General features: G+C 69.1%; 21 protein-coding genes. 9 read left to right on the plus strand and 12 right to left on the minus strand.

Translation table 11 applies throughout. From position 1 onward, the window contains the following. The first annotated feature begins 2 nt into the window (after nucleotides 1–2). Nucleotides 3–455 (plus strand): hypothetical protein, encoded by a 453-nt coding sequence (locus ACFFBG_RS02905; RefSeq protein WP_375475410.1) that lies wholly within the window; start codon nucleotides 3–5, stop codon nucleotides 453–455. Here the strand turns inward: ACFFBG_RS02905 and ACFFBG_RS02910 are convergent, their stop codons facing one another. After that, on the minus strand, nucleotides 456–1,115 hold the full coding sequence (locus ACFFBG_RS02910) for an NADPH-dependent F420 reductase (RefSeq protein WP_375475412.1): 660 nt from the start codon (nucleotides 1,113–1,115) through the stop codon (nucleotides 456–458). Nucleotides 1,116–1,190: 75 nt separating this feature from the next. Then, entirely contained in the window at nucleotides 1,191–2,219 is a 1,029-nt protein-coding gene (locus tag ACFFBG_RS02915) for an Atu2307/SP_0267 family LLM class monooxygenase (protein WP_375475414.1), read from the minus strand. 250 nt (nucleotides 2,220–2,469) lie between these two features. Here ACFFBG_RS02915 and ACFFBG_RS02920 point away from each other — a divergent pair, with 250 nt between their 5' ends. Continuing rightward, the gene (locus ACFFBG_RS02920; RefSeq protein ID WP_375475415.1) at nucleotides 2,470–4,023 is read left to right on the plus strand and encodes a PP2C family protein-serine/threonine phosphatase; all 1,554 of its coding nucleotides are present in this window, start codon (nucleotides 2,470–2,472) and stop codon (nucleotides 4,021–4,023) included. A 159-nt stretch (nucleotides 4,024–4,182) separates the two neighbouring features. On the opposite strand, the gene ACFFBG_RS02925 is transcribed toward ACFFBG_RS02920, so the two are convergent. From ACFFBG_RS02925 to ACFFBG_RS02965, 9 genes are all read right to left on the minus strand, one after another. Then, nucleotides 4,183–4,506, minus strand: coding sequence for a hypothetical protein (locus ACFFBG_RS02925; RefSeq protein WP_375475417.1), 324 nt, complete (start codon nucleotides 4,504–4,506; stop codon nucleotides 4,183–4,185). Nucleotides 4,507–4,520: 14 nt separating this feature from the next. After that, complete coding sequence (locus ACFFBG_RS02930) at nucleotides 4,521–6,470, minus strand: AMP-binding protein (protein ID WP_375475419.1); 1,950 nt, start codon at nucleotides 6,468–6,470, stop codon at nucleotides 4,521–4,523. After that, nucleotides 6,467–6,922, minus strand: coding sequence for a Zn-ribbon domain-containing OB-fold protein (locus ACFFBG_RS02935; RefSeq protein WP_375475421.1), 456 nt, complete (start codon nucleotides 6,920–6,922; stop codon nucleotides 6,467–6,469). Before ACFFBG_RS02935 ends, ACFFBG_RS02930 begins: the two co-directional genes overlap by 4 nt. 1 nt (nucleotide 6,923) lies before the next feature. After that, a complete protein-coding gene (locus tag ACFFBG_RS02940) occupies nucleotides 6,924–8,087 on the minus strand; it encodes a thiolase domain-containing protein (RefSeq protein WP_375476231.1) in 1,164 nt (387 codons plus the stop codon). 23 nt (nucleotides 8,088–8,110) lie between these two features. Beyond that, entirely contained in the window at nucleotides 8,111–9,934 is a 1,824-nt protein-coding gene (locus ACFFBG_RS02945; RefSeq protein ID WP_375475423.1) for a hydantoinase B/oxoprolinase family protein, read from the minus strand. Beyond that, nucleotides 9,927–12,014, minus strand: coding sequence for a hydantoinase/oxoprolinase family protein (locus ACFFBG_RS02950; RefSeq protein WP_375475425.1), 2,088 nt, complete (start codon nucleotides 12,012–12,014; stop codon nucleotides 9,927–9,929). The genes ACFFBG_RS02945 and ACFFBG_RS02950 overlap by 8 nt, the downstream gene beginning before the upstream one ends. An 81-nt stretch (nucleotides 12,015–12,095) precedes the next feature. After that, nucleotides 12,096–13,685 carry a bifunctional 3-(3-hydroxy-phenyl)propionate/3-hydroxycinnamic acid hydroxylase gene (locus tag ACFFBG_RS02955; protein ID WP_375475427.1) on the minus strand — a complete coding sequence of 530 codons (1,590 nt, stop codon included), beginning with the start codon at nucleotides 13,683–13,685 and terminating at the stop codon, nucleotides 12,096–12,098. Further along, complete coding sequence (locus ACFFBG_RS02960) at nucleotides 13,685–14,650, minus strand: VOC family protein (RefSeq protein WP_375475429.1); 966 nt, start codon at nucleotides 14,648–14,650, stop codon at nucleotides 13,685–13,687. Before ACFFBG_RS02960 ends, ACFFBG_RS02955 begins: the two co-directional genes overlap by 1 nt. Nucleotides 14,651–14,666: 16 nt before the next feature. After that, nucleotides 14,667–15,527 (minus strand): fumarylacetoacetate hydrolase family protein, encoded by an 861-nt coding sequence (locus tag ACFFBG_RS02965; RefSeq protein ID WP_375475431.1) that lies wholly within the window; start codon nucleotides 15,525–15,527, stop codon nucleotides 14,667–14,669. Between the two features lie 12 nt (nucleotides 15,528–15,539). On the opposite strand from ACFFBG_RS02965, the gene ACFFBG_RS02970 reads away from it, so the two are divergent. From ACFFBG_RS02970 to ACFFBG_RS02995, 6 genes are all read left to right on the plus strand, one after another. After that, a complete protein-coding gene (locus ACFFBG_RS02970; protein WP_375475433.1) occupies nucleotides 15,540–16,385 on the plus strand; it encodes a GntR family transcriptional regulator in 846 nt (281 codons plus the stop codon). 21 nt (nucleotides 16,386–16,406) lie between these two features. Beyond that, entirely contained in the window at nucleotides 16,407–17,396 is a 990-nt protein-coding gene (locus ACFFBG_RS02975) for an amidohydrolase family protein (RefSeq protein ID WP_375475435.1), read from the plus strand. 277 nt (nucleotides 17,397–17,673) lie between these two features. Next, nucleotides 17,674–18,909, plus strand: coding sequence for a sugar ABC transporter substrate-binding protein (locus tag ACFFBG_RS02980; RefSeq protein WP_375476233.1), 1,236 nt, complete (start codon nucleotides 17,674–17,676; stop codon nucleotides 18,907–18,909). Between the two features lie 59 nt (nucleotides 18,910–18,968). Continuing rightward, nucleotides 18,969–20,471 (plus strand): sugar ABC transporter ATP-binding protein, encoded by a 1,503-nt coding sequence (locus tag ACFFBG_RS02985; RefSeq protein ID WP_375475437.1) that lies wholly within the window; start codon nucleotides 18,969–18,971, stop codon nucleotides 20,469–20,471. Continuing rightward, complete coding sequence (locus ACFFBG_RS02990; RefSeq protein WP_375475439.1) at nucleotides 20,468–21,571, plus strand: ABC transporter permease; 1,104 nt, start codon at nucleotides 20,468–20,470, stop codon at nucleotides 21,569–21,571. The genes ACFFBG_RS02985 and ACFFBG_RS02990 overlap by 4 nt, the downstream gene beginning before the upstream one ends. Nucleotides 21,572–21,643: 72 nt before the next feature. Next, on the plus strand, nucleotides 21,644–22,594 hold the full coding sequence (locus tag ACFFBG_RS02995) for a fumarylacetoacetate hydrolase family protein (protein WP_375475441.1): 951 nt from the start codon (nucleotides 21,644–21,646) through the stop codon (nucleotides 22,592–22,594). Nucleotides 22,595–23,060: 466 nt separating this feature from the next. On the opposite strand, the gene ACFFBG_RS03000 is transcribed toward ACFFBG_RS02995, so the two are convergent. Beyond that, nucleotides 23,061–23,390 (minus strand): DUF1275 family protein, encoded by a 330-nt coding sequence (locus tag ACFFBG_RS03000; RefSeq protein ID WP_375476235.1) that lies wholly within the window; start codon nucleotides 23,388–23,390, stop codon nucleotides 23,061–23,063. A 222-nt stretch (nucleotides 23,391–23,612) separates the two neighbouring features. Here ACFFBG_RS03000 and ACFFBG_RS03005 point away from each other — a divergent pair, with 222 nt between their 5' ends. Next, nucleotides 23,613–25,250: an ABC-F family ATP-binding cassette domain-containing protein gene (locus ACFFBG_RS03005; RefSeq protein ID WP_375475443.1), complete on the plus strand. Its 1,638-nt coding sequence runs from the start codon at nucleotides 23,613–23,615 to the stop codon at nucleotides 25,248–25,250. Nucleotides 25,251–25,270 lie beyond the last annotated feature (20 nt).

A 25,270-nucleotide genomic window follows, 5' to 3' on the forward strand; every position in this document is an offset into this window, starting at 1 on the left:
CCATGACCACCACCACCACCGAATCCGTCACCCGCCCACACGCCGACCGCGCGTTGCGCGCTACTGCAGCGCTCGCCCTCGTCTCCGGCGGCGCGCTCGTCATCGACACCGTGACCATCGCCGTGCTCAATCGACACTTCGATCCGCTGGACTCGATCCTGTTCCTGGCTGGCTTCGCCGGGCTGTGGCTCACCGCCATCGCCCTGGCCGTCCACCTGAGCGCGCGACGTCGTGGGCGCGCGCGGCTCGCCCTAAGCGCCGCGGTGTTCATCGCCACGGCCGTCGTCCTCGGCGCGGTCGCCGCCGTGTTCGACCAACTGGGCCGGCACGTGTTCGCCAAGACCAACATCGGCCTGCACGGTGAATGGAGCTTCTTCTCGATCGGCGTCTGCCTGCTCGTCGTCGCGGCCTGGGCGGTCCGACGTCAGCGGGAAACGGCCACGCCAGCCCGGTGATCAGGCGCGAAAGTTGGCAGGCCGTTCCGCCGAGGCCGCGGCGAGCGCTTCGACGGTGTGCGCGGCGTCGTAGTCCTTGCCGTACACCGGTGTGCCGGGCTGCTGGCGCCACGACTCGTCCAGCGAGCCGCCGTCGACCGGGTCGAAGCCGAGTTGGTCTACAAGATCGAACACGGCCTGCTTGGCGGGTCCGTCGGCGCCGGCGACGGGCAGCGCGATCCGGCCGCGCGTACCGGCCGGCGCGCCGTTCTCCAACAGGCGCTTCCAGAAGATCCCGTTGAACACCTTCACCACCGGGACGCCCAGCTGCTGCGACACCCACACGCTTTCCGGCAGGCCGTCCTCGATCTCGGCGATAAGCCCGTCGCGCTGTCGGGGGTAGTAGTTGTTGGTCTCGATGACGGCAGCGCCTGGCTTCGCGGTCGAGACGATGCCGTGCGCGAGGTCGGGGACGTTCTTCTGCGGGATGCTGACGATCACCAGGTCGGCGTCCCGGGCAGCCTCGGCGGCCCACACCGCGGTCGCCCCCGTCTCGGCCGCGAGCTCGGCCAGCGTCTCGGGCGCCCGCGAGTTCGCCACGCGCACCTCGTGGCCGAGTGCGCAGAGCCTCCGGGTGAGCGTGCCGCCGATGTTCCCCGCGCCGATGATCCCGATTCTCATATCGGCTCGAACTCGCCTCGGTCGCAGGCCATTCCGGGCCCCGCCCGGGCTTGCAGGCCGCGGGCCCGAACGGACTCAGACGTCGGCCACCTGCGGCGCGACCTGCGTGCCGAGCAGCTCGATCCCGCGCAGCAGGTCGGCGTGGGCGAGCAGCGGGTTCGTCATCTGCAGCGAGACCCGCTCGACGCCGCCGAGTTGCGCAGACACCCTGCGCAGCTTGGTGGCGACGGTGTCCGGGTCGCCGAGGAAGAACGCGCCATCGGGGCCGCTCGTGGCGTCGAACTGCGCTCGCGACGGCGTCGCGAAGCCGCGCTCACGCGAGACCTTGGTGAACATCTGATGCCACCCCGGATAGATGGTGTCCGCCGCGGACCGGATGCTGTCGCCGACGTAGCCGAACACGTGCAGCCCCACCCGCAAGTCCTCGGGCGGATGGCCGGCCGACTCGCCGGCTCGGCGGTAGAGTTCGACGAGCGGGGCAAACCGGCGGGGTTCGCCGCCGATGATCGCCACCATGAGCGGCAGCCCCAGCAGCCCGGCCCGGACGAATGACTCGGGCGTGCCCCCGACTCCGACCCAGATCGGCAGCGGGTTCTGCGCCGGACGTGGGTAGACGCCCTGCCCGCTGAGCGTGGGGCGGTGCCGGCCGGACCACGTGACTCGGGCGGAGTCGCGGATCTTCAGCAGGAGATCCAGCTTCTCGGCGAACAGCGTGTCGTAGTCCGCGAGTTCCAACCCGAACAGCGGGAACGCCTCGGTGAACGAGCCGCGGCCGACGACGAGGTCGATACGGCCCTTCGAGATGAGGTCCAGCGTGGCGAACTGCTGGAACACCCGCACCGGGTCCGCGGCGCTGAGCACCGTCACCGCGCTGCCCAGCCGGATCCGCGAGGTCCGCGCGGCTGCGGCGCCAAGAATCACCGGCGGCGCGGAGTCGTAATACTCCTCCCGGTGGTGCTCGCCGATCCCGAAGGAGTAGAGGCCCGCTGCGTCCGCGAGCGCGATCTCCTCCAAGAGGTGTTCGAACCGCTCCTCGGGGCCGACAAGATGCCCGGTCGCGGGATCGGTCACCGCGGAGACGAAACTGTCCACACCGACGTGCATTGGCATCTCCCTCTGTCGACCAACCGCGGCCGCGGCTGGCGGCGTCGGACCGGACCGCGAGGGAATCGACACGCGTTGGTTGCGCCCCATCGCCGGTTGATCATCGTATATTTACGCCGTAAGCGTTGCGATGGCGGCAGCTCCGGGCCTTCGAGAGGCGAATCGTCGGATGTCAGACGCTGAGCGCGTTTCGGTCGCCTTGGCCGACTTCCGGCGAACCGCCTTCCGTGTCACAGCGATCATCGCCCTCGTGGGCCTCGTCGTGACGAGCGCCGCCACCTGGACGGCGTGGCACGTCGATCGCAGCAGCGAGCATCGCTTGCTGGAGCTGCAGACCAGGCAGGCCGCCGCGGTCCTCGGCTCGACGATCGGCGATATCCAGAGCCCGCTGCGGACGATCCTGGACGTCGCGGCGGCGACCGGCGGCAGCCCGCCGCAGTTCACCCGCTTCATGGCCCCCGACATCGGCGCGCACGGCTTGTTCGCGTCCGCCTCGCTGTGGGTGCGCAGCGGCGACACGGTCGCGCCCGTCGCCTCCACCGGCGGGCGACCCGCATTGCCCGCGACCTCGCCCGCAGCTCATGCGCTTCTGGCGCGCTCGTTCCACAGCGCCACGTTCCTGGTCACCAGCGTCACGGCCGCAGGGTTGCAGCGAATCGGTTACGCGCTGGCAGATCCCGCGGACGGCCGGTTCGCCGTCTACGCCGAACGCGTCATCCCGGCGAATCGCAGGGTGCCGATCGAGAGCAGCTCGGCGTTCGCGGACCTTAATTTCGCGACTTACCTCGGATCGACGCTGAACGCTCGAACGCTGGCGACCACCGACGTGCCAGCGGACAGGTTGCCACTTTCGGGAGACACGGCCCGGGTCGCGATCCCGTTCGGCGACACCACGCTGACGCTGATCGCGGTGCCGAGTCGGCATCTCGGCAGCGCGCTCGCCGGCGAGTTGCCGTGGATCTTCCTGGTCGTCGGCATTGTGTTGACGATCGCCGCGGTGCTGCTGGCCGGCCAACTCGTGCGGCGCAGGCTGCGGGCGGAGGGCGACGCGCAGACGATCTCCGGCCTTTACGACAAGCTCGACGAGCTCTATTCCGAACAGCGCACGATCTCGGAGACCCTGCAACATGCGCTGCTGCCGCACAGCTTGCCGACGATGGCGAGATTGAGCGTCGCATCCCGCTATCTGTCCGGCGCGCGGGGAGTCGACGTCGGCGGCGACTGGTTCAGCTTTCTCGAGCTCGGCGAGTCCCGCTTCGCCTTCGTCGTCGGCGACGTGTCCGGCCGCGGTGTCAGCGCGGCAACGGTCATGGCTCGGCTCCGCTTCACCTTGCAGGCCTACTTGCTCGAGGACCACTCGCCGGAAACCGCGCTCGCGATGTGCTCGAGGCAGCTGGACATCGTCCGCGACGGACACATGGCCACCGTCCTCGTCGGAGTCGGCGACACCGCCACGCGCCGGATCGCGGTGGCGAGCGCCGGGCACTACAGCCCGCTGGTGATCGCGGACGACGGGCCGCGCTTCGTGCCCGCCGCCGTCGGCCCGCCGCTCGGCGTCGAACCGACCTCCTACGCCGCGACCACCTTCGACATGTCGCCCGGCTCGACCTTGCTCGCGTTCACCGACGGCCTGGTCGAGCGTCGAGACGAATCCATCGAACGCGGCCTGGACCGCCTGTCCGCCGCCGCGGCCGCGGACCCGGATCAGACGCTGGACGAACTGCTCAGCTCGGTGCTGTCGACGATGATCGGCAGTGCGGCCGAGGACGACACGGCCATTCTCGCGCTCCGCTGGACCGGGTGAGAGATCGTGGCCGATGAGCAGCACGACATCGCGCGCGTCGACGTCCGGACGAAGCGCGCCGCTGCGTTTGCCGGCGTCGAGCAACAACGTCAAGGCGTCGCCGATCGGGCCGTGGCGCTAGGCCGAGAGATCGGTCCAGACTGCGGTCTCGAGCGCGGCTCACTCCCGCGTGCGCACCGGCGTGATTTCCTCGTAGATGAACGATTTCATGTCCGCGACCGTGGGACTCATGGTCATCTGTCCGCGCTGCACGGCTGAGAGCAGCGCTTCGCGCAGCGAACCGAGATCCTCGAGGTCCAGTTCGTAGGTGGCCACGTAGCCCGTGGCCGGCCCGAGCGCGGGGTCGAGTTGCTCGGCGGACAGCCGGAACCGCCGCGCCGACATCACGCCGGGAAGGCGCAGCACCTCGGGGACGTGGACCTCGTCGTACCAGGCGTTGTACTCGCGGTCCTGGCCGGGCGCGGCGTTGGAGAAAACCAGCAACGTTGCTCTGGGCACTAGATCCCTCTCGGTGGGGTTTGCCAGCCGGGTGGCAGAGCATCGGCGAAGGTCCAGGCGACCGCGAACGGCGCGAGGGCCGCGGTCACGGCATCGCGCACCTCCTGATCCTGCCCGGTGTCGAGGCCGGGCAGTCCGGCGCCGACCTGTATCGTCGCCCGCGCTGACCCGGCTTCGGTGGCCACGGACACCTCGACCGGAATCCGGTGAAAACCCTGGGCGTCCAGCGCGGCTCGCAGGGCCCGGAGCAGCGCGATCCCGGTGGCCCGGGCCCGCAGGTCGGGTTTGTAGATCTTGCCGACCGCGGTCAGCGGGAGGCTGGACTCGATGAGCACCTCGCTCGGTGCGCACACCGGTTCGCTCGCGTGCCGACCGGCGTACGCCAGCAGTGTCGCCGGATCGACCTGCGTCCCCGGACGCAGGGTCACGAAGACGATCGGCACCTCGCCGAACTCCGGATCGGGCCGACCCACGGCGGCCACCGAGGCGACCGAGTCGTGGGAAGCCAGAGTGGCCTCCACGTCCGCCGCTGCGATGTTGTGCCCGCCGCGGATGATGATGTCCTTGGCCCGGCCGGAGAGCCAGAAGTAGCCGTCGGCGTCCTGGCGGCCGATGTCTCCGGTGCGCAACCACCCGCCGTCGAGGAACAGCTCGGCCGGGTCGCCATTCAGGTAACCCGGGGTGACGTTCGGTCCGCGGATGACGATTTGGCCGACCTCGTCGGCCGCGCAGTCGCGGACGTGACGTCCGTCCGCGTCGAGGATCACCGTTTTCATGGCCTGGTAGGGAAGTCGGATGCCGATCGAGCCCGTCTTCGCCCGGCCGTTGCGCGGATTGACCGCGCTCGACGCGGTGGTCTCGGTCAGGCCGTAGCCTTCCAGGATGGCGACCCCGGTCGCGGCCTGGAACGCCCGCAGGGTCGAGATCGGCAGCGGCGCCGTCCCGCAGCTGGCGTAGCGCAGGGACGTGACGTCAGCACTGCCGACCGGAACCTCGAGCAACCGGGACGCCAGCGTCGGGACGAAGGAGATTATCGTCGCCCGGAAGTGTTCGACGATGGGCCAGAACCCGTCTACGACACCCCTGTTGGCCAGGCCCTTGGGCGCGAGCAGGACCATCCGCGCACCGGCCATCAGCGGGGCCAGGAAGCTCATGATGGCCGCGGCCACGTGGAACAGCGGCAGGGTGATCAGCACGACGTCGTCCGGGCGAAGGTCGAACGCGATGCCGCACATCACGGCGTTCGCGAGCTGGTTGCCCTGCGTGTGAGCGACCAGCTTCGGCGCGCCGGTCGTCCCGCCGGTATGGAAATAGGCCGCCACGTCAGCCGGCGTGATCGAAGCGGAGTCGACGCCACCCGGCCCGGGCGCGGCCCGCATCAGCGCGGACAGCGTGGGCAGGCCGTCGACCTCGTCGCACCGGTCGACCGGCACGATCCGCAGGTCAGGTCGCCGGGCGCCCACGTCGAGGGCCTTGCGCCATAGGTGTGGGTCGAGGTCGGGTCCGGCCGCGAGCAGCACCTTTGCCGAACCGGCGCCCAGGATGTCGGCGATGCTCTCGGCCGCGAGCTGCGGATTGATCGGGACGGCTATGCCCGCGGTGGCACCGGCCAGCAACGCGATGACGCTGTCCACGACGTTGGGCAGCAAGTAACCGACCGCATCGCGCCGGGCGACACCCAGACCGCGGAGCACGGCGGTCACGCGCACCACCTCGTCGTGCAGGCGAGCGCAGGTGTAATGCTCCTCGGCGCCGACCACGCTGCCGTGCTGCACACTCAGCACGACGTCGTCCGGGTGCTGGGCCGCCCGCCGGGCGAGCACGTCGTAGGTGCTCTGCAGGCCGTCGAGTCGATCCTGCAAATCGAGGGCCTCGATCGCCACCAGATCCTCGACCGACGCCAGTCGCTCGAACTCCCGGACCGCGCCACCGGTCGGCCGGGCGGTCATGGACGTTCGCCCGACGTGGCCAGCCGGAAGCGGGGCAGGGGAATGGACCGTTCCCCGTCGTTCGGCGACGGGTCGAGGCCGTGCTCGAACGTCACCACCACCGGCGCGCCGATGAACAGTTCGCCGGAGTCGGAGCCGACGACGTTGCTGAAGATCCGCGGGCCTTCGGCCAGCTCGACCAGCGCCACGATGTACGGCGCGCTGGATGCATAGGCACCGGCCCCGCGACGCACCACGGTGAAGGAGAACACCGTGCCGACGCCGGCTGCGTCGAACCATTCCAGGTCCGTGCCCATGCAGGTGGGGCACACCCCCTTGGGGTACCAGATGACCTGCCGGCACGCCGTGCAGCGCGGCAGCGCCAGCTGGCCCCGTTCCGCGGCTGACCAGAAGGGCGCGGTCTCCGGCCAGATCACCGGCCGGGGGCTGGGCAGGGAAAACGCCGCGGCCACCTCAGTCCTCCCGTCCGAGCAGAAGCGTGGCGCTGCCCATTCGAGTGGCCAGCGCGCCGCCGGTCCCGTGCACGAGCGCGGTGTCCAGGTCGGGCACCTGGACTGCGGCGGCGGCCTGCCCGCGCAGTTGCCGCACGGCCTCGATTATTTTCGGCATCCCGCCGCGATTGCCGGGATGGTTGTTGCACAGGCCGCCCCCGTCGGTGTTCACCGGAAGGCGGCCGAACGGCGCGCGCAGGGCCCCATCGGCGACGAAAGCGCCGCCGCCGCCTGGACCGCAGAAGCCCAGGTCCTCGATGGTCTGGATGACAGTGATCGTGTAGGAGTCGTAGATGGAGGCGTACCTGATGTCGCCCGGGGTGAGACCGGCGGCCTCGAAGGCCCGCGGTCCGGAGACGGCGCCGGCCGTGGACGTCAGGTCGACCCGGCCGTTGCCGCCGTGCTGGACGGCTTCGGCATATCCGAGCACCCGCACGCGAGGCCCGCTCAGGGTGCGGGCCACCTCGGCGCTGGTCAGCACGATCGCGCCGCCGCCGTCGGTGACCACACAGCAGTCCAGCCGGTGCAGCGGGTCGGCGATGAGCGGCGAATCGAGCACCTCCTCGACGCTGACCGGCACCCGGAGCAGGGCGTGGGGATTGTGCTGTGCGTGCTGGGACGCGGCGACCTTCACCTCGGCCAGCTGTTCGCTCGTCGTCCCGAATTCGTACATGTGCCGGCGCGCCGCGAGCGCGTAGAGCGCGGGGTAGGTGATGCCGTAGACGTCCTCGAAGCTGGACTCCGGCGCTGTCCCGACTTCCAGTAACAGGTTGGCGGCGGCGTTCCGCCGCGGGGTGCCGGCCTGGGAGATGAGCGCGACGTGGACCCGGCCGTCCGCGATGGCCTGCGCGGCGTGGTTGATGTGGAACAGGTACGCCGATCCACCCGTGTCGGTCGTGTCCAGGTGCGTGAGGTTGAGCCCGAGATACTCCGCAACCGAGAACCCCCCGAAGCCGGGAGCGTCGGAGTCACAGAAGTAGGCATCGACGTCGGACAGGGCCAAACCGGCGTCGCGCAGCGCGCCGACCGCGACCTCGGCGTGCAGCTGGGCCAGCGACGTGTGCGGGATCCTGCGCTCGGGATGTTCGTAGATGCCGCTGATGAACGCCGGGGATCGATCGTCAATTCTCACTCCGGTCGCCGCGCTCCTCATGTCGCAGCACCGGTGGGTCGGGCGCGGGCGGCGGCCGTCGCGGTCGCGTCCACGGCGCCATCGCGGTCGAGGTGGACGCCGTACACCGTCAGGGCGTGTTCCGGTGACACCAGGCCACGGTGCACATCCGACGCCACGTCGCTGACCGCACGGGACAGCGGGTCCCCGAACCCGCCGCCCCCGGAGCTGGCCACGGTGACCACGGACTGGGCGGGCAACTTCATTCCGGACACCTTCAGAAACGGTGCGGAGACGGTGTCCACCACGGCGCTCCCGCAACCGGCCTGGCCCGCCCCGCCGTGGTCCAGACCCCACGGCGGGCAGTGCACCCGGTCCATCGACGCCGAGAGCGTCGCGTCGCTGAGCACGCGGACGGTCTTGGTCATCCCCAGCCCGCCGCGGTGCCGGCCGGGCCCGCCCGAGTCGACGCGGAGGGCCATCTCCTCGACCCGGACCGGGAACAGCGCCTCCTGCAACTCCACCGGCACTTCGAGCGTGTCCCCGTGGCACATCGACCGGAACGGACCCGAACCGTCGCGGTCATCCGCCGCACCCCAGCCCCCGGCCATCGAGGACATGGACTGCCACAGCTGCCCGGTGCGCGGATGCCGTCCGCCGAAGATGTGCCAGCTGTAGTTGCCGTGGTGGGCGGCGGGCACGTCGGCCCCGGCATCGGCCAGCGCGCGCAGGATCGTGTCGACCACGGTCGGGAGGATGTTTCCCGAACAACCCAGCGCTGTGCCTTCGGTGGCGCTGAGGAACGTGCCGGGGCGGGCCACGACCCGCAGGTCCGCGAAGTCGCCCTCATTCGCCGGCGCGTCCGGTGCGAAGAGGTACTTCACGGCCAGCCGAGCGGCGGCCACCGCTCCGCCGTTGAAACCGGCGTTGTGGGCCGAGGGCACCTCGTCGGCCACCGCGGAGAAGTCGACGGCAATGCCCGCGCCGTCGGGGTCGATCACGACTTCGACCTCGACCGCTATGGGCCGGCCCAGGTCCACGCCGTCGTCGTCGAGCTCGGACGTGGCCGAATAGACTCCCGGGCGCAGCCGGGTCAACTGCTTGCGCACGTGGGCCCGCGACTGGTCCCAGGCCCGCTCGATCGCGGCCTCGACGGTGTGCATGCCGTACTGCTCGATCACCTCGGCCACCCGGTCGCGGCCGTAGAGGCAGCCGGCGACCTGCGCCGCGACATCGCCGCGTACTTCGCGGGGAAACCGAGTGTTGGCCTCGAGGATGCGGTACATGTCCTCGGCCCGTTCGCCGCGGTTCCACAACTTCACGGTCGGGTACTGGATGCCCTCCTGCCAGATGTCGGACGCGTGTGGCGCGATCGAGCCGATCACCCCGCCCCCGACATCGAGCAGATGCACGACGATGGCGAAGAACCCGAACAACGCCGGTGGTTCACCCGGCACGGCCGACGCCGCGGCGCGGATGGGCGTGTACATCACGACGTTGTTCAGGTGCTGACCCAGAGTGGCCGGGTCGTTGGAGACGACGATGTCGCCGGTGTGCAGGTTGTCGGTCCCGTAGATCTCCAGACCGTGCCGCACGGCTGTGCCGAGTGCGTTGGCGACGAAGATCGGCAGGCCGCCCCGGGCCTGCGTGATCAGCCGGCCCTGCGCGTCGACGATCCCGACGGCGTAGTCCTTGTAGTCCGCGACCAGCGGTGAGAACGCGGTCTTGGTGATGTTCTGGTCCACCACCTCCGGTATCGCCGACAGGCGCTGGTAGGCGATCTGCAAGGTGATCGCGTCGGGCGTCGATTCCGGCCGCGGCGTTCCAATGGGCCGGCCGGCGCCGAGATCGAGGTCAGCCATCGACGCGCTCCGCAGCAACGTGGCGCAACCACAACTCACCGAAATCGCCGACCCGGACGTGCCAGCCCGGAGGTACCAACGTGGTGGCGCCGTATTCCTCGATCACGGCCGGCCCCGGCATGCCGAACCCGATCCGCAGGTCCTCCCGGCGGATGAAGGGCACCTGCTCGTGCACTCCGGAGTCGAAATGCACGGTGCGCCGGTCCCCGATCGGGACCTCGGCCCCGGCGTTGGCGCCTTGCCACGCGGCCAGACCGCTGGGCGTGAGGTGGTCGGTCAGTGCGGTCACCGAACTGCGCAATACCGTCGTCTCTATCACCGCATCCTCGGCCACGTGGCCGAACCGGCGTCGGTACGTTTCGAGATACCGGCGGCGCAGGTCCTCGACGGTGTCGTCGGGGTACAGGGCGACGTTCAGCTCGTGTCTCTGACCGGCGAACCGCATGCCGACATAGCGTTGGCACGCCTGGTCGGTGCCGGGCATCGCGGCCCCGAAGGCTGCCGTGCTCGCCGCCTCCATGTCCTGGAAATGTGGTCCGGCGGCGTCGATGACGTCCGCACCCAGCGTGACGTTGAAGGTGCGGACGTCGTCGAGGCGGGCGTCGGCGATGAGCATGCCGACCGCGGAGAAGTTGCCGGCCAGCGGTGGGACGATCACCGTCGTCGCACCGACCTCCTCGGCCAGCTTGGCCCCGTGCAGTGGCCCGCCCCCGCCGAAGACGAAGAACGGCAACGAGCTCAAGTCGTAGCCTCGGTCCAGGGAGACCTGCTTTATCCCCGACACCATGGTCAGCGTCGCCATCTCGAGGATGCCCTTGGCCACCGCCGTCACGTCGGCCGGCCCGGCGTACCCAAGCGGATCACCGATCCTGGTGACGATCGCATCCTCGGCGGCGGCCACGTCCAGTTCGAAGTCGCCGTCGAGGAAGGAGCCCGGCGCGATGCGCCCGAGGACGAGATTGGCGTCGGTCACCGTCGGCTCGCGTCCGCCCCGGCCGAAAGCGACCGGGCCGGGGTTCGATCCGGCGCTGCGCGGCCCGACGGACAGGCGCCCTTCGTCGTCCACACTGGCGATCGACCCGCCACCGGAGCCCACTTCGACGATGTCGAGCACGCGGGCTCGAATGGGGAAGCCCCGTTCGTAGCCGCCCACGTGGTAGGTCGCCACCACGTCGTAGGTGCCGTTCTGGACGACGGCGCATTTGGCGGTGGTCCCGCCCATGTCGAAGGCCAGCAACGTATCGAGCCCCAGCGCCCGGGCGAACGCTCCGGCCCCGATCACCCCACCGATGGGTCCCGACTCCACCAACGTGGTGGGCTGGGCGGCTGCCTGGTCGGCCGGCAGGACCCCGCCGTGGGAGGCCATTAGATACAGGGCGCCCCGGAAACCCGCCGTGGTCAGCCGGGTCTCCAGCGCCTCGACGTAGCGGGACACGCGCGGCGCGACGTACGCGTTCGCCACCGCCGTCGAGGAGCGTTCGTACTCATACCACTCCCGGCTGGCATCCGTGCCTGTCGTCACCCAGATCGACGCCGGCAGGTTGGCCCGCAGGATGTCGGCCGTGCGTTGCTCGTGCGCCGGGTGTGCGTAGGCGTTGATGAACGAGACCGCCACCGATTCGACCCCGGCGTCGACGAGTCGGCCAGCCAGCGCGACCACGTCGGACTCGCGAAGGGGCTCGACGATCTCACCGGTCGAGCCCGTCCGCTCGTGCACCTCGAAACAGAGTTCGCGGGGCACCAGAGGGGCGTCGGGGACATAGTCGAGGTCGAATGCGACCGGCCGGTTGCCACGACGCAGCTCGAGAACGTCGCGGAACCCGGCGGTCGTGACCAGTGCGGTCCGTGCGCCGTCGCGTTGCAGGAGGCAGTTGATGACCTGCGTCGTGCCGTGCTTGATCGAGGAAACCCGCTCCAGGTCGATGCCCGCGCCCACCGTGCTGGCCAGCATTCCGACGATCAGGTCGTCATAGCTGGTCAACGCCTTGGCTATGCCGATCCGCCCGGTCGGGGGGTCGTAGACGACCGCGTCTGTGAACGTTCCCCCAGTGTCGATCGCCACGAGGGCGGACCGAACCATGTGTCCCTGCTTCCTGAATCGAGGTGGACCTGCCGGAGTGGGTGGGGGTTCACAGATGCTGCTGTCGCGCTGCGCTGGGGCTCAACGGACCAGGCTCAACTTCGTGCACAGCTCCTCGAGCAGCGCGGGCAATTGCGCCGCGTCGCCGGCCGCGCCGAAGAAGTAGAAGTCCGGTCGCACGATCAGCACCTCGTGCCCCGCGTCGCGCATGAAGGGCAGGTAGAAGCCGTCCACGTCGACCGCCACCTCGACCGGGCTCGGGACGGCGACCTCGGCTCCCGGTTCGACGAACGTCACGACCCGCGCGCGCAGCAACTGCAACACGTCGAGCACCGCCGGCGTGAGCACCGCGCTGAGATCGACCGCGCTGGTCACGAAGAAGCCGGTTCCGAAGACCTCGTCGAATCGGCCGACGACACCTGATCGATCCGCGACCCGGGCCTGGGGGCTGAGTTCACCGGCCGGGGCCACCGGGTGGCCGCCGGCGTCGGTGTGGGACACGCCGGGGCCGAGCACCGGCGGCGGCACGGCCGGCAGAGCCACCTCGGGTCGACCCTCGGCCTTGAGCATGATCTCGTCGCGAGCGGCGACCTCGCCCGGATCCGTGAGGCAGATGACGTTGCCCAGTTCGACGGACATGCCGATCGCGTGGCGGACATGCGCCGCACGTTCGCTCGAGTAGGTGTCGAGCAGGACGTCCCGGGCCCGGTCGGTGAGCACCAGGTCCAGCTTCCAGGCCAGGTTCGCGGCGTCGCGGATGCCTGAGCACATACCCTGCCCGGCGAACGGCGGCATCAGGTGCGCGGCATCCCCGGCGATCATCACCCGCCCGGTCCGCCACTGATTCGCCCACCGCGCCTGGAAGGTGTACACGGTGTGCCGTTCCAGCACGGCGTTGTCCGGAGTCAGGTTCCATGGCGCCAGCAGCCGCCACGCCGTCGACTCGGTGTTCAACTCCTCCGCCGTCTCATCCGGCAGCCGCATGAATTCCCAACGCCGTCGTCCCGGGCCGCCGGACACCACCGTGGTGGGCCGGCTCGGGTGACACATCTGAAGGTTGGCCGGTTTCCATTCGCGTTGCGCGTGCGGGATGGTGTCCACGATGAGCCAGTCGTAGAAGAAACCGAGGTCGGTGACCCCCGTGGCCATCTGCCCGCGCACGAAGCTGTTCGCCCCGTCGCAACCGACCACATAGCGGGCGCACAACGTGGCGCGGCCAGCTGCGGCGTCGCGCAGGCCGACCTCGACGTGGTCGTCGTGCTCGACCAACTCCACAGCCAGCTGTCCGCGATGGACGGCCACCGTCGGGAAGGACGCGGCCCGGGCCACGAGCACGGCCTCCAACGCCGGTTGGGAGAACATGTTCGCGGTCGGCCAGCCACTGGGACCCACCGCGCCCCAGTCGAAATGCAGCAGCGTGTGGCCGTCCTCGTTCTGCCAGTCGTACTCGGCGGACGGCTCACTGATCACCGGCAGGTCGTCGCCGAGGCCGGCGGCGGCCAGGACGCGGGCGATCTCATCGTCAAAGTGGACGGCGCGCGGTCGCGGATAGGACTCGGCCCATCGTTCGACCACCCCGACCTGGTGGCCGTGCTGGGCCAGCAGGATCGCCAGCATCTGCCCCACCGGCCCGTAGCCGACGACGAGGACGTCGCAATCGACGTCGGCCATCAGCGGCCGCCGTGCACGCCGGTCATCAGCCCGGCCAGATCCTCCGGGGCGAGGAAGGACGGCGGTGGCGGCGCCCCCCAGTTGTAGAGACCGCGGGCCCCCTCCCAGGTGCGCGGCGTCCACAGCTCGTCGTCGAGGATGCAGTCCAGATCCGAGTAGTACTCAGAGAAGTTGCCGGCCGGGTCGCGCAGATACCAGAAGAAGTTCGAGCCCACGTGGTGGCGCCCGAGGCCCCAGACATGGCGGCTCGGATCGGTCTCGAGCATCGCGGTGGCACCCCGGCCAACCTCGTCGACATCGTTGACCTGCCAGGACGTGTGATGCAGGAACGCTAGCGGGGCCTGTTGCACCAGGACGTTGTGATGATCTGTGGAGCAGCGCATGAACGCGGCCAGCCCAGGCACGGTGTCGCTGACCTTGAAGCCCAGACCTTCGGTGAAGTAGCGCTGCGAGGCCACCTGGTCGGTGGAGCCGACGACGACGTGACCGAGCTTGCGCGGCTGCACCCGCGTCTCGCGGAGCACACCCGGTGCGCGCACGTTCGGCCGGCCGTCGTGACCGGGGGTGTTGTACGGAGGCGGCGGAGTCTCCTCCTGCACCACGCGGTCGGCGACCTCGACGACGGTCGTCACCTCGGTACCGGGATCGTAGGAGCGGATCTGGGTGGCCGTACGTTTGGCCGGAATCTCGAGCCGAGCCAGGGAGGAGGCGATGCGGGCGATGTCGTCCGGGTCGTCGGCCCCGATGCGCACCTCGAGCAACCGACGCCGCGCGGACGACACCAGCCGCAACTGCTCGCCGCCGTCGGTCGTGGTGAAGCGGCGTTCACCGTCAGGCTCGACGTCGTCGATGTGCGCGGAATCGGGCTGGGTACTGGGATCGAGGCCGAACTCGCCGTAGTACCGGCCGGTCTCGTCGACGTTGGGCACGCCGATGGTGATCCGGGTGAGACGGTGCAGGGCCATGTCGATCTACCCGGCTCTACGCGCTGCGATAGGTCGGGCCGGCGACGAACTCGTTGCGCAATTCGCCCAGCCCCTCGATGTGACTGGTCAGAACGCCTCCCGGGGGAAGGAACCGCTTGGGGTCGCGGGCCACGCCGACGCCGGAAGGGGTGCCGGTGAAGATGATGTCACCGGGTAGCAGCGGGCAGATGGCCGACAACCGGGCCACCAGCTCGGGCACGGTGAAGATCAGGTCGCGGGTACGCCCCAGTTGCAGGACCTCATCGCCGAGCCGGCAGCCCAGTTCCAGATCATTCGGGTCCGTGACCTCGTCGGCGGTCACCAGCGCGGGGCCGACCGGAGCGAAGCCCGGGAACGATTTGCCGAGGGAGAACTGCGGTACCGGCCCGGCCAACTGGACCACTCGTTCCGACAGATCCTGCCCGACCATCAATCCGGCGACGTGGTTCCAGGCGTCGTCCTCCGATGCACACCAGGCGCGCCGGCCGATCGCGACCACCAGCTCGACCTCCCAGTCGACGTTCGGGCTGGGCAGGGAGATGACGGCGGTCGGTCCGGCGATGCAGCTCGGGAACTTCGTGAACACCGCCGGCGCGTCCGGGCGGCCCATCTTGGACTCGGCGATGTGTTCGGCGTAGTTCAAGCCGACCCCGAAGACCTGCCGCGGACTGGGTGTGGGCGCTTCGAGCGAGTCGAGGTCGACGGCGAAGTCGGTCCGGTCGGTGTGGGTCGCAGCCCACTCCCGCAGCTCGTCCCAGAGTTCGAACAGGGCCTGCGGCTCGGCCGGAAACCTCCCGTCGCTCGCCTTCTCGATGTCAAGACCCCCGCCCGAGCCGTCGAGCAGAGTCGTCCGCCCCGCGATGTTGGCGATTCGCATGTTGCTTCTCCGTTGATCGGGGCGCGGCAGAAACCGCACGAGCGCCGCACCGGCTACTCCGGTGGCTCCGCTTCAGCGCCTTCATCGTGCCGGGGACAGATTCGACTGTCAATAGAGAAAAGTTTTTTCGGTCGGTGTTATTATTTTCGGATGGTAAGGCGATCCGGCGGGGAGAGTCTGGCCGTCGACGTGTACGAGCAGATCCGCGTCGACATCTTCAACCGGCGCTTCGCACCGGGTGAGCGACTGCGGCCCGGTGAACTCGGCGAGCGGTTCGGGGTGAGCACCAGTGTCATGCGAGAGGCACTCGGTCTACTCGCGAGCCAGAAGCTGGTGCGCATCGAGCGCAATCGCGGTTTCCACGTCACGACCCTCTCCCGCGAGGCGCTGGCCGACCTCACGATGGCGCGCAAGATCAACGAAGGGGCGGCGCTACGGCTGTCGGTCGAGCGGGGCGGCGTGACCTGGGAGTCGGAAGTGCTCGCGGCCCATCACCGGCTAGCCAGCGAGCCGCTGTACCTCACCGGTGATCCAACGATCCGCAACAACGACTGGGCGGCCGCTCACATCGCCTTTCACTACAAGCTCATCGAGGCGTGCGGCAACCACGTCCTACTCGACATCTGCGTGCGGCTGTCCGACGCCGCCGAGCTGTACCGCGCCTGGTCCGCCAAGACCGAAGTGCGGCGCGACATCGCGGCCGAGCACAAGGCGCTCATGGACGCGGCGTTGGCCAATGACGCCGACCACGCCGTCGCGCTCTTCGAGGCCCATGTCGATCGCACCGCACAGATCCTGCTCAGCGAGGACACCAAGGGCGCGCGAGCGCGTCCGCGTCGAACCGCCAAGGTGACCTGACCAGACCGAGGAGCCTCCCGCGTGACTGAAGGTGTCGTCCCACTCGATCCGCCGGCCATCGATCTGCACGCGCATTACCTGCCCGAACGCTACCTGGCCAGCGCGCGCGCCCACGGCCAACACCAGCCCGACGGCATGCCCGCGCTGCCGGATTGGAACCTGCCCGACGCCATCGACATGATGGACCGGACCGGGATCGCCGCCGCGGCACTGTCCATCTCCTCACCAGGGGTGTCGTTCCTGGACTCGGCCCGCGCTCGCGCCGATCTGGCCCGCGCGGTGAATCAGGATGGCGCTGACGCGGTGGCCCGGTTTCCGGATCGACTGGCCGTGCTGGCCACGCTTCCGCTGCCCTCGGTGCCGGACACGCTCGACGAGATCGACTACTCGTTCGACGTCCTTGGAGTCGACGGCGTCACGTTGCACACCCACTACGACGGCGTGTACCTCGGCGATCAGCGCCTCGAACCGGTGATGGCCGCCCTTTCCGCGCGCGCGGCCCTGGTCACCATCCACCCGGTCTCGCCATGTGACTGGCCGGGCGTGACGTTTGGGCGGCCCCGCCCCATGCTGGAGTTTCTACTCGACACCACAAGGGCCGTGGTGAACCTGGCCCTGTCCGGCGCGCTGGACCGCTATCCGGCAATCCGCTGGGTCGTGCCGCACGCCGGCGCGGCGTTGCCCGTCCTCGCCGACCGGGTCAATCTGTTCGCACCATGGTTCGCCGCGCCGGGGGCACCCGAGGTCGATCTGGTCGCTGCACTCGGCCGACTTCATTACGACCTGGCCGGTGTACCGCTGCCGCGGGCGCTGCCGGCCCTGCTCGCCCTCGTCGGCACGGATCGGATCGTGTACGGCAGCGACTACCCGTTCACGTCCGCGCCGCTGGCCGCCCGGCTCGCCCGCGAGTTGCAGGAATCGCCCGTCCTGGACAACCCGGCCCGGTGCGCCGCCTTCCGCGAGAACGCCATGCGTCTGCTCACTCGGTTCGGGGCCCCGCCGGCTGTATAACGCCGTCGAGGGACAAGACGAGAGGGCCGGTGCCCGGCAACCGGGTGGCGCCGCCGAATGAACGAGCCGATCAATGCTGACTATCGATGACAGAATGCATTTAGTTGCTCAGAATCCTTGACATTGCCGCCTGGCCTTTCCACACTCATCACCACCCGGTGGCGGGGAGAGCCGGTGCCCGGCTAGGGCGAGATGAACCGGCCGCAGGCGCGGCAAGCCTTCTTGAACCAGACCACCGCACGATGTCGCACCCATCCAACACGGAGGCTTGATCACGATGCTGCAACAGTTCCGCCAACACCGACCCGGGGCGAAGATGGCGGTGGTGGTCGCGGCCGTCGCCCTCACCGTGACCGCCTGCAGCAGCAGTGGCGGTGGTGGTAAGACCACGTCGCCGACGGCCGACAGTTCCGCAACGACGAGTTCCGGCGCCGCGACATCCGACACCGGCGCACCGGCGTCCGGTGGCGCGACGTCCCTGGCTGCAATGCAGGCCGACCTGGCGAAGTTCACCGGCGAGGTCACCAGCACCGCGGCGCTCAAGCCGGTAACGGGAGTCAGCAAGCTGAAGGGCAAGACCGTCTGGTACATCCCGATCGGGTCGGCCGTACCGATTCTCAACGCATTCGGGGTTGGCATGAAGGGCGCACTGGACAAGCTCGGCATCAAACTGCAGGTGTGCGACGGAAAGTTCCTGCCGACCACGATGGCCTCGTGCATCAACCAGGCCGCGACCCAGGGTGCCGACGGTGTCGTCACCGGCTACATCGATTATCAGCTCGTGCCGACCGCGTTCGACAACCTGGTCGCCCACAAGATCCCCGTCCTCATCGCCGGTGAGGCGCCCGACGGCGGAAAGACGAACTCGCCGGCGCTCGCCTTCGACGACACCAGCCCGACGATCAACGCGCTGCAGCGGCTGATGAACGAGTCGGTCATCGTCGACAGCAAGGGCAAGGCCAAGGTCCTGTTCCTCGGCGTCACGGACTCGCCGCAACTCAAGGGTGCGGCGGCGTACTCCAAGAAGTTCTACGCGGACAACTGCCCCGGTTGCACGTTCACCGAGATCGACTACAACACGGCCAGCCTCAACAAGTTGCCCTCCCAGGTGAGCTCGGCGCTGATCGCTCATCCGGACACGACCTACGTCGTGGCCGAGGTGGATGCGGCCGGAGCGGGCGCGGTGTCCGGCATCGAGACCGCAGGCTTCTCGAACAAGGTCAAGTTCGCCTCGACCAACGGCGCCCTGGATGCTCTCCAGCGCATCAAGAACGGTGCTGGGCAGTTCGTTGACGTCGGAACGGGTGGAATCTACCTGGGCTGGCAGTTCGTCGACGGCATCGTGCGGATGATGACGGGCGTCCTCCCGGTGAATGGTTTCGGCGTGGTACGCGTCTTCACCAAGGAGAACATCGCCAACCTGACCCTCACCCCCGCCGCCTACGCCACCAATGCTTGGTACGGATCAGACGCCTTCGAGAAGACCTTCCTGACCGCTTGGGGAGTCTCGTAGAGATGTCTTCGGAAATAGCTCGGCTGGAGATACGCGCACTAAACAAGACCTTCGGGCCGGTGCAGGTTCTCACTGATGTCGAGCTCTCCGTTCTGCCCGGCGAGGTGCATGGCCTCGCCGGGCAGAACGGCTCCGGCAAGTCGACGCTGATCAAGATCCTCACCGGTCTCTACACGCCGGACCCAGGCGCGTCCTACCACGTCGACGGCCGCCCGATGCATCTGCCGGTGCGGTGGCGCGAGGTCCGGGCGGCGGGCATCTCGGTGGTACACCAGGATCTAGGCCTCCTCGACCAGCTCTCGGTCGCCGAGAACGTCTGCGTCGGCGGTTTCCCCACGTCGCCCTTGATCGGGCGCATCGACCGGGGGGAGCGCGACCGTTTGGCCGCGCGGACCCTCGACCGCCTCGGAGTCAACGTCGAGCCCGACACGCTGGTCGCCACCCTCAATGCCACCGAACGCGCGGAGATCGCCATTGCGCGCGCCATGCGCGACCACGCCGAGGGAGCGGGACTGATCATTCTCGACGAGTCGACGCGGGCGTTGAGCGGCACCGACCTCACGCGCGTCCACGACCTTTTGCGGCGGATAACCGCCCAGGGAAGTGCGGCCCTGATGATCAGTCACAATCTGACCGAACTGATGGCGATCACCGATCGCATGACCATCCTGCGCGACGGCCGGCTCGCCGGTGCCGCCATGGCCACCTGCGATCTCACCGAGGAGGAGATCGCCCGCCGCATGCTCGGCAGCGCTCTGGCGGCCACCGCGGCCCGCTCGGCCACACCGTCGGCCGCGCCGTCGCCCAACGTGACCGTAACCGGCCTGACGGGCAAGAACGTCACCGACGTCAGCTTCGCGCTCGGCCGCGGCGAGATCCTCGGCATCACCGGATTGCCCGGCAACGGTTACGAGGAGATCCCGTACCTACTGGCCGGGGCGCAATCGGCGAAGGCGGGCCGCATCCAAATCGGCAAAACGACGGTCGACCTCACCCGGGCCGGCATCCGAAGCTGCCTGCGGGCGGGCATCGTCCTCGTCCCCGAACGCCGTGACCGTGACGGTCTGGCCTTCGAGATCAATGTCCGTGACAACATCAGCCTGCCCGGCCTGCGCGGTCGCGGTCACACCTTCTTCGTCGGGCGCCGGTGGCAGCGCGAGGCCGCCGACGCGGCGGTGGATGAGCTCGGCATTCGGCCGCGCACGCCGATGACCCTCGTGAAGCAGTTGAGCGGCGGCAACCAGCAGAAGGTGCTGCTGGCGAAATGGCTGACGCTGGCCCCAACGGTGATGGTCCTGCACGAGCCGACCCAGGCCGTCGACGTCGGCGCCCGGCGTGACATCCTGCACGCCCTGCGCCGCGCCGCGAACTCGGGAATGGCAGTGATCCTGGTCAGCAGTGAACCGGAGGACCTGGCCGCTGCTTGCGACCGCGTACTCATCTACAGCTCGGCGCGCGGAATTCAGGCGGCCGATTCCACGACGCCGGACAATTTGATCAACCAGATCTACGCCGCGCCGGACGCGGACCATTCAGTCGCAGCCGCAGGGAGCCCCGCATGACGCTGTCGGATCAGGGTGACGTGACCACCGCCCACCAGAACATCGTCGACGGCATCGACGGTGCCATGGACGGCGTCGAGCCCGACCGGGCGCGGGACACCGCCCCCGGCCCGACCGGCGCCCATCCGGCGAACGCGGCGCGGAAATCCGGCGACCGGGTCCGCTCCCTCGCCTCCAGGTACGCGCTGCTCGGCGTGTGGATCCTGATGGCCGGGCTGTACGCGGTGATGATGCCGCACAAGTTCGTCAATGTGTCGACCTTTCAGGCAATTTTCGGGTCGCAGTCGGCCTTGTTGTTCCTCGCCGTGTCGGCGCTGTGCACGTTCGTCGTGGGTGAGTTCGACCTGTCCTTCGCCAGCGTCATGGGGCTGTCCGCGACGATCATCCCGGTGCTCTCCACGCTGCACCACGTGAACCTGTTCCTAGCCTGTCTCGTCAGCCTCGGCGTCGCGCTCTGCTGCGGCGTGCTGAATGCGGTCTTCATAGTGAAACTCGGCGTGCCCTCATTGATCGTCACGCTGGGCACCGCGAGCCTGTTTCTGGGGATCGCTGAACTCATCTCGTCCTCGACCATCGTCTCGGTGTCGAACAAGACCTTCACCAAGATGGCCCTGCACAACGTCCTGGGTTTGCCGCTGTCCTTCTACTACGGCCTGATCCTGTGCGCCGGCTTCGCCTACGTCCTGGCCTGGATGCCGATCGGGCGCCACATCGTCTTCGTCGGCGCCAACCGCGAGGTCGCGCGGCTGGCCGGGATCAGCGTCGACCGGATCCGCGCCGGGAGTTACATCGTCGCCAGTCTCGTCGCCGGCCTGGCCGGGATCCTGCTCGTCGCCACCGTGGGCGGGTTCGACCCGACGGCGTCATCGAGCTATCTCCTCCCGGCCCTGGCGGCGGTGTTCCTCGGCACCGCGATCGTCATGCCCGGCCAGTTCAACCCGATGGGGACCTTCCTCGGGATCTACTTCCTGGAGACCGGCATTCTCGGCCTGCAATTGCTCGGCTACACCGGCTGGGTCCAGGACGCCTTCTACGGCGCGGGTCTGGTTCTGGCCGTCACGGTCGCCTGCGTCGTCCGCAGCCGGACCCGCACCGCCTAAATCCCCGTACCACGGCGTCGGGTGTTCCGACGCTCGCCGGTCCACGTCGCGCCACCTTCCTGGAGGATTCCGTTGCGTTTCATCAAGGCCCAGACCCCGCAGGGCCCCCGCGTCGGCGTCCTGCGCGCCGACGGCGTGGTCTCCCTATCGGAGTCGGAGAGCAGCCTCGACGCCCATTTCGGCGACGACGGCGAGGCGCTGCAACGACTGGCCGACCGCATTCAAGCGGCGCCGGCGGGCGAACACGACGTGGACAGCCTGGAACTGCTCAAGCCGGTCGACCCGGTGTCGATGCGCGACTTCATGGTGTTCGAGGAGCACGTCCTGCCGGCCTGGCGGCGTTCCGGGCTGACCCGCGGCCCCGATGTCTGGTACGAGCAGCCCATCGGATACTTCAGCAACGCGGCAAACCTGCGCGGTCCGCGCGACGGCATGGAAATTCCCGGTGGCTCGGCGTCGCTCGACTTCGAGCTGGAAGTGGGCGCGATCATCGGCCGTGAGGTCCGCTCGGCCACCCCGCAGGAGGCGGCCGACAGCATCGCCGGCTTCCTCATCCTCTGCGACTGGTCCGCGCGCGACACGCAGTTCCGAGAGATGGAAGGGCGACTTGGTCCGTACAAGGGCAAGGACTTCGGCTCGTCGTTGGGCCCGATATTCATCACACCGGACGAGCTCGCGGGCCGCCGCGACGGTAACGGCTACGACCTGCTGATGACATCGACGGTGAACGGCCGCGAGTACGGCCACGACCACTGGTCCTCGGCGTACTGGTCGTTCGAGGAGCTGATCTCCTACGCGTCGTGGAACTCCCTGGTCGAACCCGGCTCGCTGATCGGCAGCGGAACCTGCGAAGGTGGCTGCATCCTCGAGCTGTCCATCCGGCACGGGGCTGAGAAGTACCCGTGGCTGGCCGCCGGCGACGAGGTCAACCTCAGCATCGAGCTGATGGGCGACCTTCGGTCGACGATCAGTGCGCCCGGGCGCGGTGCGTGGCCAGGCCTGAAGGCGGCCCCGGCGACCTGACGCTGCGGAATGCATGGAGCACGCGTTGCGGTCGGAGAAATCGCCGTTTCGCGTGGCTTACGCCGCGAACGACTACTACTGATGTCTTACCGATGCTGCGGCAGCGATCACGCGGACACGGTTGTCGAAGGTAGTCACCGTGCTCGCCTGCTCCCCGTCAGCGGGCTGTCCCGACGTGATGGAAGCTGGCGACAACATCGCAAATCCCGCGCCCTGCTATGTGCCCTCCTCGCCCACACCTGACGGATGACGCTTTAGGCAGAGAGGTTCTGTGAGCTACGCTCCGGCCCTTCTCGCGCGTATCGGACCGCACACCGCCATCCGACAGGCTGGACTAAATCAGGGGTCTGTCCGCGCTGCCAGCATCCGTTCAGCTATGCCATCGGCCTCACTGAACCGATCGCACATCGGGGCCGGTGCCTCGCTTCGTTTCACGTAGTTTGCAAGGTGGTCCATTTGACGGACTTCACACGTTGTAGCGCTGGCGCGGTGGCGACGGCCCAGCTTGACAGTCAACCCCGGAAGAAGTGGCTGACCTGCCCGAACGCTCACCCGCGGCGGCGTTGCGCAACAACACTGCTCGGCGTGCGCCGAAGCGGGCTACGGCGATTCCGCCGACGCCGGCGCCGACGAGAAGGGCGGCCAGGGCAATGGCGGAGGCCTGCAGCGAGAAGCCGGGTGCGCCGGCCAATCCGAAGCCGATGAACACGATGTTCCCGGTCATGTTCGCCACGAAGACTCGGCCCAGGGCGAGGATGCTGACCGCGTCCACCATGCCGGTCGAGATCGTCAGCACGAGCAGCAACGCGGGGAGCGGCCCGTGCTGGGATGAGCGACGTAGTCGGCCAGCCACGTCGGCCGGCGCTGCCTCGAGTCCGGCGAGCTCATCCGAGGATCTTGACAGTCGTGGCCGGACCGGCGGTCACGGCCTCCAGCTCGAGGTGCCCTTCCCGCGCTGTCGAGGACTGCACGCGTCTGCGCGAGCAGTCCTCGACAGCGTCCTAGACTCGACTTCGCGATGAGTGCGACGTTGCAGGCCGTGGACCTGGGCGCCGGGCACGGCGCGCAGGTGTTGTTCTCCGGCCTGAACCTGGTGGTGGCGCCGGGCGACATCGTCGGTCTGGTCGGCGCGAACGGCGCAGGCAAGTCGACGTTGTTGCGGCTGCTCACCGGCGAACTCGATCCCGAGCATGGCTCCATCGTCCTCAGCCCGCCCACGGCGACCGTCGGCCACCTGCCGCAGGAGCCGGAACGGCGCCCGGACGAGACCGTGTTGGCGTTCCTTGAGCGGCGCACTGGTGTCACGGCGGCGAACGCGGCGATGGAGTCCGCGGCGGACGCCTTGGCCGGCGGCGCCGACAACACGGCCGACGCCTACACGCCGGCTCTCGAACGCTGGCTTTCGCTCGGCGGCGCCGACTTCGACGAGCGCGCCGGAGAGGTCGCCCACAGCGTCGGCCTCGGCGTCGACCTGCAGACCCCGATGACGGCGCTGTCCGGGGGGCAGGCCGCGCGCGCCGGGCTCGCCGCGCTGCTGCTGTCGCGCTATGATGTCCTGCTGCTCGACGAGCCCACCAACGACCTCGACCTCGACGGACTCGACCGCCTGGAGCGCTTCGTGCAGGGCCTGCGTTCGCCGGCGGTGATCGTCAGCCACGATCGGGAGTTCCTCGCGCGCACCGTCTCGCAGATCGTCGAGCTCGACCTCGCCCAACAGCGGGTCGGCGTGTACGCCGGCGGCTACGACAGCTACCTCGCCGAGCGAGAGGTGGCCCGACGACATGCCCGCGCCGCCTACGAGCAGTACGAGGGTCGGGTTGACGAGCTGAAGGACCGCGCCCAGATGCAGCGCAACTGGATGGCGCAGGGCGTCCGCAACGCCCGCCGGAAATCCAGCGACAACGACAAGATCGGGCGCAGCAAGCGCGCCGAGACGAGCGAGAAGCAGGCGGCCAAGGCCCGTCAGACGCAAAAGATGATGGATCGGCTGGACGTCGTCGAGGAGCCGCGCAAGGAGTGGGAGCTGCAGATGACCATCGCGGCGGCGCCTCGGTCGGGCGCCGTGGTCGCCGCCATGTCGCGGGCGGTCGTGCGCCGCGGCTCGTTCACCCTCGGCCCGATCGACGCGCAGGTCGACTGGGCCGACCGCATCGCCCTCACCGGCGCGAACGGCTCGGGCAAGACGACCTTGCTCGCGGCGCTGCTCGGCCGGATCGCCGTCGACGACGGCAGCGCCGGGTTGGGCTCGGGCGTGCGGGTGGGCGAGGTCGACCAGGCCCGTCGGCTGTTCCTCGGCCGGCTGCCGCTGGCCCGGTCGTTCGGCGAGGCGGTGCCGCAATGGCCGGACGCCGACGTCCGAACGTTGCTGGCCAAGTTCGGCCTCGGCGGCCAGCACGCCACCCGCGAGGCGCGGTCGCTGTCACCCGGCGAGCGGACCCGCGCCGCCCTCGCCCTCTTGCAGGCGCGGCAGGTGAACCTGCTCGTCCTGGACGAGCCGACGAACCACCTCGACTTGCCCGCCATCGAACAGCTGGAGGACGCGATCGAGGCGTTCGGCGGCACCGTCCTGCTCGTCACCCACGACCGGCGGATGCTCGACGCCGTCCGCGTCACCCGGCGCTGGGCGATGGCCGGAGGGCAGCTCACCGAACGCTGACCCGAGACTGCCGGGCCAGC

It is taken from the genome of uncultured Jatrophihabitans sp., from assembly GCF_964251945.1.
Taxonomy (GTDB): Bacteria; Actinomycetota; Actinomycetes; order Mycobacteriales; family Jatrophihabitantaceae; genus Jatrophihabitans.